Below are 10,489 nucleotides of genomic sequence, written 5' to 3'. Positions count from 1 at the left end.
TGCTTATTGGGAGGATACACTTCCAGAAAGAGCTCAACTGCATGTGCATCTAGTTCTCTATCCTATTAGGTAGGTATAACTGAGTGAGGACAGGAGTTTGCAAGATGGTGAGGTCCCCGGCCTTATGGCCCCTGTTGGTGTTTGCCCTGATTCTATCGGCCTGCTCTGAGGCTGATGACCAAAGAATCCAGAATATGACAGTGGCGGAAGCCAAATCACGTATAGCCGAAGGCAGAGGGCTAGAGCAGATCCCCAAGTCGGTATGGAAGCAGCTACTCCCCGAGGACCGTTACAAGGTTCTCTGGCAGGGAGATACGGAGCGGGCTTTTAGTGGCAAATTGTTATACAACGAAAAAGAAGGTGTTTATGTCACCGCAGGCTGCCGTCTGCCGGTTTTTAGTTCAAAGCACAAGTTTAAATCAGGTACTGGTTGGCCCAGCTTTTGGGATGTGGCCTATCCGCAGAATATCGTATTAAAGGATGATTTCAGCTGGGGGCTCAGGCGCACAGAGGTATTATCCAAATGCGGAGAGCACTTGGGGCATGTGTTTAAGGATGGTCCACCACCGACAAACCTGCGGTATTGCTTGAACTCGCTGGCTTTAGATTTTGAGCCGGCCGGGGATGTCAAACAATAATCGCTAGATCTCATACTATCTTTGTCTGATTTTTGGTTTGAGCGAGACTCTTTTGTAGTTTTAGTTAATGCAATTTGGCTTTGGTATAAGTCAATGGAGTTTATGGGCGGAGCAGGGCCGCCCGTGTGACATGCGGTGGGTGAATGAGAACTACTGTGATGCCTGAATAAAGAAATCACGCAGGTAGCGGAACAGCTTGCGCTGATTACTGGGTGGTTTGCTGTTTTTGATCTCACGCAGGGAGTCGCGTACCAACTGCCGTAAATGCTGGTGGTCTACCTGGGGGTACTGGTCAAAAAAGGTACCCTGGGCACTATTACCTTCTTCGAGTAGACGTCTGCGCCAGTCTTCGGCCATTTTATCGAAGCGCAGGTGCTGCTGGTCTCGCTCTTTAAATTTATTCAGCACGGCTTCTATCGCTTCGTGATCTGCACTGCGCATCAGCTTGCCAATATACTGCATTTGGCGACGGCGAGCCTCGTTGGACTTGATTCGCCCCAAGGTGTCTATTGCCTCGCGCATATCCTCATCAATGGGCACCTCGGCGAGCTGGGCTTTAGATAGTTCGGTTAATTGCTTCCCCAGGGCCTGCAGCTCGTGCATCTCCTGTTTTACCTGCGTCTTGCTCTTGGGCAGGTCTTCATCGTCGTATTCGTACATCTTCAGTTCCGTATAAAAGTTCCGGATCGTACCGGCTCTGTTTGAGCGGGGAGTGTATTGCCTTTCAGCCAAAATACCAGGTGGCGAGGCCAAGGAAGGACATGAACCCCACCACATCGGTGACGGTTGTCAGTGCGACACTACCGGCTAATGCCGGATCGATTTTTATTGCCCGCAATACAACCGGTAAGATTGCTCCTGCCATCGCTGCCACAATCAAATTGATTACCATGGCCGCAACAATAATGACCGCAATGGTAATGTCGTCAAACCAGAGTGCAGCGATTAGCCCCATCACCAGAGACCAAAGCAGGGCATTAAGGCATGCAGAGCCGAGCTCCCGCGAGAGTAGCCAACTGAGGTTACTTTTGCCTATCTGGCCTAAAGCCATACCCCTGATCACCACGGTGAGTGTCTGGCTGCCGGCCACCCCCCCCATACTTGCGACAATCGGCATCAATACCGCCAGGGCAACGACCTTTTCCAGCGTATTCTGGAACAGACTGATTACCCATGAGGCGAGAAGGGCTGTGAGCAGATTGATACCGAGCCAGAGGGCGCGCCTGCGCGCAGTGCGCCTTACCGGAGCAAAGGTGTCCTCTTCTTCATCGAGGCCCGCCATACTCATCAGGGAGTGGTCAGCGTCTTCGCGAATAACATCGACGATATCGTCGATTGTAATTCGACCCAGCAGGCGGTTGTGTTCATCCACTACTGGTGCGGTGATCCAGTCATACTTTTCAAACAACCGGGCCACCTCTGTATCGCGCATATCCGCGGGAATTGGCTCCACATCAGTATTGACGACCTCGCGTACCGTGACAGAGGGGTCTGTGGTGAGAAGCTTTGAAAGCGGTAGCAGCCCGATATATTGGCCACGCCGGTTGACTACAAATAAGCTATCGGTGGATTCCGGCAGTTGCTCATGGCGGCGCAAGTAGCGCAGCACCACATCCAAGCTTAAGTTGGGGCGCACCGAGATAGTATCGGTGTCCATTAAGCCGCCAGCGGTATTCTCATCGTAAGCGAGTACGCTTTCCACCCTCAGGCGGTCGGTTTCGCTCATTGCTGAGAGGACTTCAGAGACAACACGTTCGGGGAGCTGCTGAAGGATATCGGCGATATCGTCCGCATCCAGCCCCTCCATAATCTCCACCATCTCCTCGGTATCCATGGTATCGAGGATTTGGCTGCGCACTTCATCGGTGAGCTCTTGCAGTACTTCACCTTCGACATCCCGATCGATCAGGTTCCACAGAACCTGGCGAATACGCGGGGGGGAGCTTTCCAATAGCTGCGCAATACTCTGCGGGGTCAGGGTTTTGAGCATGCGCCGGACTTCCTGCCCGGTGCCACTATCGAGGGCGGCGAACAACTCGCTGAGCTGGTTTTGCGCGCGGAACTTGATTTCGGCTTGGGGTGGGCTGGACACGATAAATCCTTACTGCTCAGCGGTGTTTAGGGAGTAGAGACCATAAGAAAGTCGCGGCGTTATTACGCCATGGCGGACTCTATCCAGAGCCGCTCGCCTTTGCAAATTACTCGGCTTCTCCAAAGCGCTCTGAGACGAGAGTGCTGATAGCCCCGAGTGCGTCACTCTCATCACGGCCCTCTACCTCCAGCTCCAACTCTGTGCCCTGCCCGGCGGCAAGTAACATAAGCGCCATAACGCTCTTGCCATCCACCGATCTATCGCCACAGTGCACTTTGATGTTGGAGGAAAAGCGGGCAGAGGTTTGGGCAAACTTACTGGCTGCGCGAGCGTGCAACCCGAGCTTGTTAATGATGGTGAGGCGCTGTTTTTGCATAGGTAGCGGATTTGTATGGACTATCTCTGTTGTTCGCGGTGACGGACTTGAATGTTGCCAAATTTGTGGAGAAAAGTGCGTGCCAGTTGTTCAACCATATAAACTGAGCGGTGTCTTCCTCCGGTGCAGCCAATGGAGATGCAGGTGTAGCTGCGATTGCTCTCCTGGAAAGAGGGTAGCCAGTTCTCTAGGAAACCGGTGATATCTGCTTCCATCTTGTTAGTTTTGGGGTGGGAGCGTAAAAATTCGGCTACTTCATGGTCCAATCCGGTTTTTTTCCTAAGATTGGGTTCCCAGTAGGGATTTGGTAAGCAGCGTAAGTCGAACATCAGGTCGGCATCCACTGGCACCCCATATTTAAAACCGAAAGACTGGAAAAGTATTGCCATCCCTTCCGAATGTCCGCCCACCACGCGGCTTCTAATCAGCTCCCGTAACTCGTGCAAACCGAGGCTACTGGTATCTATCACCATATCCGCCATGGCTGAGACGGGTGTTAGCAGCTCTCTTTCTTGTTTCAAGGCCTCGAGCAAGTGGGTGCAATCATTGCTTAGGGGGTGTTTGCGGCGGGTCTCGCTGAAGCGTTGTACCAGTACAGGTTCGCGGGCGTCCAGGTAGATGACATCACACTCTACGCCGGTACTGCGCAGGGCTTCAATAACACGGGGGGCCTGCTTGATATCCTGCCAGAGATTGCGAGCGTCTATTCCCAGGGCAAGGGGGGTGTCCCCTTTAGTCGTTTGCTGCTCAGCCCGCTTGATGAGTTCGGGTAGCAGGCTAATCGGCAGATTGTCGATGCAGTTAAAGCCCGCATCTTCGAGTAGTTGAAGTGCGGAGCTTTTACCAGAGCCGGAGCGGCCGCTGATGATAATCAAGCGCATGGGGACCCCCTCTTTTTAGCTCTTTATACCATTTAATCGTTAATTAAATGGTGTTTATATTCCTGGCGGTAATTTATAAGTCGTGACTCCGGAATCGGATTACCAGGATATGAGCGCAAAGCTAGAATCAGGCCGCTGCGGCTGAATCTATAGCTAGGGCGTAGAGTGCGTCGCTAGTGTCAGCCTGCCTCAACTTGTCCCGGACCTGGGTGTTAGAGAAGAGCGCAGCGATTTCAGCCAGTGTATCGAGATGTTGTTGTTCCGAATCTTCAGGGACCAGCAAGACAAAGAGCAGATCGACAGGTTGTCGGTCGATAGCGTCGAAATCTATGGCGGGTTCTGTAGTGCAGAGCACGCCAATGGGGTGCTCACATCCAGGAAGACGGCAGTGGGGGATAGCCACACCTTCGCCAATTCCTGTGGAGCCTAGACGCTCGCGCGCAATCAGTTGGTTGAATATGGTGTCAGAGTCATGCTGTGGATATTGTTCGGCTACAGCCTGGGCGATATTGAGCAGCAATTTTTTTTTGCTGCTCCCCGCCAGATGGCAAAGGCTGAGGCGGGGAGAGAGTAAAGCTTCCAGTGTCATAGTTCAGCGGTGGTTCTGCAACTTCTCTTTGTGTTTTTTCAGTTGGCGGTCCAGTTTGTCTGTAAGCGAATCAATGGCCGCATACATGTCCTTGTCTTCCGAACCCGCGCAAAGATCGTGACCATTGATATGTACTCGGGCTTCGGCTTTCTGGATCAGCTTGTCTATGGATAGGATGACTTGCGCGTTGGTTATATTGTCATAATGCCTTGAGAGCTTTTCCAGCTTGTTCTCACAGTAGCTGCGCATTGGCGAGGTAACGTCGACGTGGTGACCACTAATATTGATCTGCATGGATTTCTCCTTACCAGGTGCATCACATTACGGCGAGCCTCCTTTCGGGTCGCAACCCTACTAGGAAGTGGCCCAGAATGGAAGGATACACTCAAAGTTTGGAGTTCGGTTGCGAAGGTGTAGTAATTGGTGCCAGGTTATGACTTGGCCTACCTCATGAGTCGAAACCCAAGCGGCCCCTTCAGACCAAGCGTTTTCGCTCGCTGGAGGAGAGAATTCCCATTGACTCGCGGTATTTCGCCACAGTGCGGCGGGCTACTTTAATACCCTGTTTATCGAGCTCTAGGGTAATTTTGTTATCTGAGAGCGGCTTGCGCGGGGTCTCTGCGTCAATCAGCTTGCGGATCAGTGCGCGGATAGCGGTTGAAGAGGCATCCTCACCGGAGTCTGTGCTGACGTGGCTCGAAAAGAAATACTTGAGCTCAAACACGCCGCGAGGCGTGAGCATGTATTTCTGGGTGGTCACCCTGGATATGGTCGATTCATGCATGCCAATAGATTCAGCAATATCTGCCAGCACCATAGGTCGCATGGCTTCCGGGCCTTCCTCAAAAAAACCTTGCTGCTTTTCGACAATACAGTTGGCTACTTTCAGTAAAGTCTCGTGGCGACTCTGCAGGCTTTTCATAAACCAGCGTGCTTCTTGCAGGTGATCCCGCAAAAAATTGTTATCTCTGGAGTTGTCGGCACGCTTGACCAGGGAGGCGTAGTGGTCATTGATACGGATCTTTGGGGTGATCTCTGCATTCAATTCTACGTGCCAGCGAAGGGTTTTGCGGGAAACGACAATATCCGGAATTACATAGTCCGGTTCTTGCCCGCCATAGCTCTCTCCCGGACTGGGATTTAAGGTCTGGATTAGGCGAATGGCCTCGCCAAGCTGGGCTTCAGTGAGTCGTGTGCGTCGACTCAACTGGCGAAAATCCCTTTTGCCAAGTAAGTCCAAGTGTTTCTCAATAATGTTTTGCGCTTGGCTTAGCCAAGGGGTATTTGGCGGCAACTGCTGCAGTTGTAATTGCAGGCATTCTTTGAGATCCCGAGCCCCGCAGCCAGCGGGATCAAACTGCTGAATAGCCTTCAGAACCGCGAGCACCTCATCTTCATCGATCGATAAAGAGGTGGCGACGTCCTGCACAGAAGTACCAAGGAGGCCGCTGGGGGCTATGCCATCAATTAAGTTTTCACCGATCCACTTATCTTGCTCAGATAAGGGGGTCAAGTTCAGCTGCCAGCGTAGATGATCCTGAAGGCCGATGGAGGTGGAGTTACGCTCATAGCTAGAGGAATCTAACTCGTGGCTGCCGCTGTTATTGGTGTAGATATCATCCCAGCGCGAGTCGACGGGCAGCTCATCAGGAATTGCCTGGTCCCAGTCCCCCTCGGCCAGTTCGCGCTCTTCTACCGGCTGTGTTGTGTTTTCCGGTGTTTGTTCAGACTGTGGTTGATTTTCATCCACCTTTACGGATTGCTCTTCGCTATCCGCTTCCAGCATTGGGTTGTTGTCCAGTGCTGCCTGGACCTCCTGCTGCAGATCGAGTGTGGAGAGTTGCAGTAGGCGAATTGCTTGCTGCAACTGGGGGGTCATGGTCAGCTGTGTGCCGAGCTTGAGCTGGAGAGACTGCTTCATAGTGGAGCGCCGCAGGCCGATAAGACAGGGGGTCGATCAAATTGTCCTAAGATGGCGCAGACTACCCCTCTCTTCAATCTATTACAAGCAATAAGCGTGCCGGCCCTGGAGTGATAGCTGGCGCTATGTTTCCAAAATTATGATTATTCCCGTCTTAAGTGAAGAATTTAAGGACAGAAATTGGTAGTTAGCTTCAAATAGTGAATTCATGTCCCAAATAAACTTCGCGCACCTGTTGGTTAGCGAGTACCTCATCCGGCGTGCCTGCAGCGATGATATGACCTTCACTGACAATGTAAGCGGTCTCACAGATATCCAGCGTTTCGCGAACATTATGGTCTGTGATTAGTACGCCAATATCGCGATCACGCAGGTGGCGGATAATCTCCTTGATATCGTTCACCGATATGGGGTCTACCCCAGCAAAGGGCTCGTCCAACAGGACGAAGCCGGGGTTGGTGGCCAGAGCGCGGGCAATCTCAACTCGGCGTCGTTCTCCACCAGAGAGGGCCATACCCAGGCTTTGCGCGATATGGGTTATATTAAATTCCTCAAGTAGTGCTTGGGCCTGTTGTTGCCGCTCGTCTCTTGAGAGGTCCTTGCGGGTTTCAAGGATTGCTAAGATATTGTCTTTTACCGTCAAGCGGCGAAATACAGAGGCTTCTTGGGGGAGATAACCGATACCTTTGCGTGCGCGTCCGTGCATGGATAGCCGGGTTATATCCTCATCGTCGATCATCACCCTGCCAGCATCGGCCTGCACCAGCCCGGCAATCATATAAAAGCAGGTTGTTTTGCCGGCACCGTTGGGGCCGAGGAGGCCGACGACCTGTCCACTGGAAACACTGACAGTGACATCCTGGACGACTTTTCTTTTTTTATACTGTTTCGCGAGGTGTAACGCTTTGAGCGTTGGCATAGTGTGTACCGAATCTATCCATGCCGCGGGCTAAGTGATGCCCGCCGGTGCAATAATATTTGTTACTTATACAGGGGTGGTAGCTGGGGAGTTACTGACCTTGATTATCATTGGCGTCTTGAGAGCTCTCTTTCTTCTCGGGCTTCCAGGTCATCTCTACACGCCCTTTCCCTGTTTGGCCCTTGGCGCTCATTTGCTCGGTAGTGAGGTCGTAGTCAATTTTTTCCGCTGTCAGTGTGTTGCCTTCCCGGTCAACATGGGCTTTACCGGTTAGTTGCAACTCCTCAGAGCCCACTTGGTAAACAATGCGCTGGGCTCGGGCTTTTACGGGGTTCTCACCCTGGAGGATCTTTTGCTGGAAATGTGCGGGTTTGCCCACGGCCACTACACGACTAATCTCCTTTTCTGGAGTGAAATAAACCTCAACGCGGTCTGCCCGTATTTTTAAAGAGCCCTGAGTTATAACAACATTATTGCTATATACCACCAAGTTATTATTTAGACCTGCATTCATTGCATCAGAGCTGATATTGATCCGCTGCTGGCGGTCCTCAGGCAGTGCAAAAGCTGATGAGGCTGTGAGCAGGAGCGCTGCGATGGTGGAGACTTTTAACAGGTGGCGGTAATTAGTCAGTGTCATAGATGCTCTTTACATCGGATAGGATTTCCATCCGGTCTTCATTCAAGTAAGCGCGCATGCCTTTGCCGGTGGTGCGGTTTGGGCCAGAGCTTATAGTAACAACTTTGTCTGTTTCGGCGAATTCCTTCGCGGGCAGAATCGTAATACTGGACGTTTCCAATTTGATGCCACCAGGGGTGGGTAGTTCATCAATTTCTACATCGCCACTTAGGACTATTCGTTCACCACGATTGTGTGCCACCCCTTCTCGAGACTCGGTACGCCATTTAGGCTGGTCATCTTGGTAAAAAACCATGCGAGGTTCGGTCAGGTCTGCCCGGTCACGACGTTTAAACTGGTAGTAGGTTATCTGATCTGCGTCCACGCGATAGGCTAGATTTCCTTCCTCATTAAAGTGGCGTGTCTTGGCGTTTCGGATGATCAGTTCTGCCGCTTTGTCATGTTGCTGGGGGGTAGGGCGGATTCCCAGCAGCTGATCTGGCGGGCTCTCCGAAAGCCATAGGCCAGCGCTGATTAGCGACACTACTAATAGCAGCGGTAGCCAGGTACGCATTATTGCTCACCAATATAGGGGGCAAGTGCAGAGTCAAATGTTCCCTGGGCCTGCATAATTCGGTCACAGGCTTCGCGTACAGCGCCTTCACCACCGTAGGTTCGGGTTATCCACAGGGCGCGCTCTCTGACTGGAGGGGCTGCATTGGGAGGGGCTATTGGGCAGCCGACACGGGTCATAACCAGAAGGTCAGGATAGTCGTCGCCAATATAGGCGATATCTTCTAGGCGGCATGGCTCGTCGGCTAAGAGCTCCTGCAGTGCTATAAATTTGTCCTCGCGCCCTTGGATCAGTTTAGTGATGCCAAGATCGTGAGCGCGGCGTTCCACTACTGAGCTGCGTCGCCCTGTAATAATGGCTACGCGAACCCCGGAATTTTGCAGCATTTTAATGCCGTGCCCATCGAGTGTATTGAAGGTCTTCAGCTCATTGCCGTTATTGTCGAAATAGAGCTTGCCATCGGTGAGGACGCCATCTACATCCAATACCAACCAGCGTACTTTCTGCAATACTGCGTTTATTTCTTCTTCTGAAACCACCAGAGTTGTCCTTGTTTACTGTTTTTTAGAGCACTAATGGGCCCTGCAAATTGTTTGATTATCTCAGATTACGCCGGCGCGCAGTATATCGTGCATATGTAATACACCGATCGGGTGGTGGGCTTCATCCTCCACAACCAGCGCGGTGATCTTGTAATCTTCCATAATGCGTAGTGCCTCTGCAGCCAGGGTCTCGGCGGATACCGTTTTGGGGCGGCGACTCATCACCTGTTCCATAGTGGCTTTATCTAATTCAATTTTGTGATCGATTACGCGGCGCAAGTCCCCGTCGGTGAACACGCCAAGCAGTTCTCCTTTTACGTCGACGATAGTGGTCATACCAAACCCTTTACTGGTCATTTCCAGTAGGGCCTTAGATAGCAAAGTATCGGGTTGGACCTGAGGTAGTTCTTCCCCTGCGTGCATAACATCTTCGACTTTCAGTAGCAGGCGTCGGCCAAGTGCTCCACCAGGATGAGAGAAAGCGAAGTCTTCAGCCGTAAAGCCTCTCGCCTCCAGTAGGGCCACGGCCAGAGCATCACCCATAACCAAGGTGACAGTGGTTGATGAGGTTGGTGCCAGATTTAAGGGGCATGCTTCAGTTTGCACTGAAATATCCAGGTTTACCTCTGCCGCCTGAGCCAAGGGAGAATCTGTCTTGCCAGTCATGCTGACCATGGGGATGCTCAGGCGCTTCAACAGTGGCAGTAGGGTGAGTACTTCAGCGGAAGAGCCTGAATTGGAGATGGCAATCACCAAGTCGTCTCGAGTGATCATTCCCAGGTCGCCATGGCTCGCTTCCCCTGGATGAACGAAAAAACTTGGGGTGCCAGTACTGGCAAGGGTGGCCGCTATTTTGCGTCCGATATGCCCTGATTTACCCATGCCAGTTACGATGGTACGTCCGGGGCACTGTAGGATCATCTCGCAGGCGCGCTGGAAGTCGCCGTTGATCCGGTGTTCCAGTGCGGCAACAGCTTCCGTTTCCATTCGCACGGTGCGCTGCCCGGCCTGCAATATCAAATCCTGGGTCATTGGGTGCCTCTGAATTACTGACTTCTAATTTAATAGTTTCTAATTTTATAAGGTAAAAAAGTGATGACTTATCTTCGTCCGGTTTTATGTTGAGCCCTTTGAGCGTTAGGGGGCAGACTTTATCAACTATGTTTGACGCAGTTGTCCCTGCGATTGTCGTGCTAATCTAAATACGAACACCCAACAGGCATGTAGGAAAACCGGTCGCCTGCCGGAGTGTCAAATGACACGCTCGTACACTGCCACACCACCGGGCGCGGTCATGGTATAGTCTGCCGCCGCTGCTGTCAGCTATGTCACTCAGCG

13 protein-coding genes are annotated in these 10,489 nt (G+C 52.0%); 1 reads left to right on the top strand and 12 read right to left on the bottom strand.

Features of this window, described 5'->3' with window-relative positions; translation table 11 throughout:
* The first annotated feature begins 104 nt into the window (after positions 1-104).
* A complete protein-coding gene (msrB, locus tag ACJJJA_RS18085) occupies positions 105-638 on the top strand; it encodes a peptide-methionine (R)-S-oxide reductase MsrB (RefSeq protein WP_444886972.1) in 534 nt (177 codons plus the stop codon).
* A 150-nt stretch (positions 639-788) separates the two neighbouring features.
* Here msrB and yjgA read toward each other — a convergent pair whose 3' ends face one another.
* From yjgA to ACJJJA_RS18025, 12 genes are all read right to left on the bottom strand, one after another.
* Positions 789-1,298 (bottom strand): ribosome biogenesis factor YjgA, encoded by a 510-nt coding sequence (yjgA, locus tag ACJJJA_RS18080; RefSeq protein WP_444902961.1) that lies wholly within the window; start codon positions 1,296-1,298, stop codon positions 789-791.
* Between the two features lie 64 nt (positions 1,299-1,362).
* Complete coding sequence (gene mgtE / locus ACJJJA_RS18075; protein WP_435583621.1) at positions 1,363-2,730, bottom strand: magnesium transporter; 1,368 nt, start codon at positions 2,728-2,730, stop codon at positions 1,363-1,365.
* A gap of 106 nt (positions 2,731-2,836) precedes the next feature.
* A complete protein-coding gene (locus ACJJJA_RS18070) occupies positions 2,837-3,106 on the bottom strand; it encodes an HPr family phosphocarrier protein (RefSeq protein ID WP_252083005.1) in 270 nt (89 codons plus the stop codon).
* A 20-nt stretch (positions 3,107-3,126) separates the two neighbouring features.
* Entirely contained in the window at positions 3,127-3,987 is an 861-nt protein-coding gene (rapZ, locus tag ACJJJA_RS18065; protein WP_444886971.1) for an RNase adapter RapZ, read from the bottom strand.
* Between the two features lie 127 nt (positions 3,988-4,114).
* Positions 4,115-4,576, bottom strand: coding sequence for a PTS IIA-like nitrogen regulatory protein PtsN (ptsN, locus tag ACJJJA_RS18060; RefSeq protein ID WP_444884027.1), 462 nt, complete (start codon positions 4,574-4,576; stop codon positions 4,115-4,117).
* A gap of 3 nt (positions 4,577-4,579) precedes the next feature.
* Complete coding sequence (hpf, locus tag ACJJJA_RS18055; protein WP_252083002.1) at positions 4,580-4,870, bottom strand: ribosome hibernation-promoting factor, HPF/YfiA family; 291 nt, start codon at positions 4,868-4,870, stop codon at positions 4,580-4,582.
* A 181-nt stretch (positions 4,871-5,051) separates the two neighbouring features.
* Positions 5,052-6,497, bottom strand: coding sequence for an RNA polymerase factor sigma-54 (locus ACJJJA_RS18050; protein WP_444902960.1), 1,446 nt, complete (start codon positions 6,495-6,497; stop codon positions 5,052-5,054).
* Positions 6,498-6,690: 193 nt separating this feature from the next.
* Positions 6,691-7,416 (bottom strand): LPS export ABC transporter ATP-binding protein, encoded by a 726-nt coding sequence (gene lptB / locus ACJJJA_RS18045; RefSeq protein ID WP_252083000.1) that lies wholly within the window; start codon positions 7,414-7,416, stop codon positions 6,691-6,693.
* Positions 7,417-7,507: 91 nt separating this feature from the next.
* Entirely contained in the window at positions 7,508-8,056 is a 549-nt protein-coding gene (gene lptA / locus ACJJJA_RS18040; protein WP_252082999.1) for a lipopolysaccharide transport periplasmic protein LptA, read from the bottom strand.
* Positions 8,043-8,609, bottom strand: a complete 567-nt coding sequence (lptC, locus tag ACJJJA_RS18035) for an LPS export ABC transporter periplasmic protein LptC (protein WP_444886966.1) — start codon at positions 8,607-8,609, stop codon at positions 8,043-8,045. Before lptC ends, lptA begins: the two co-directional genes overlap by 14 nt.
* Positions 8,609-9,148 (bottom strand): KdsC family phosphatase, encoded by a 540-nt coding sequence (locus ACJJJA_RS18030; RefSeq protein WP_444902959.1) that lies wholly within the window; start codon positions 9,146-9,148, stop codon positions 8,609-8,611. The genes lptC and ACJJJA_RS18030 overlap by 1 nt, the downstream gene beginning before the upstream one ends.
* 63 nt (positions 9,149-9,211) lie before the next feature.
* Positions 9,212-10,183 (bottom strand): KpsF/GutQ family sugar-phosphate isomerase, encoded by a 972-nt coding sequence (locus ACJJJA_RS18025; protein ID WP_444902958.1) that lies wholly within the window; start codon positions 10,181-10,183, stop codon positions 9,212-9,214.
* Positions 10,184-10,489: the final 306 nt, after the last annotated feature.

The sequence above is a fragment of the Microbulbifer mixtoriginis (SeqCode) genome (assembly GCF_052466865.1).
Note: the sequence above shows the minus strand (reverse complement) of the source record. Positions and strands in the feature narration are given on the sequence as shown.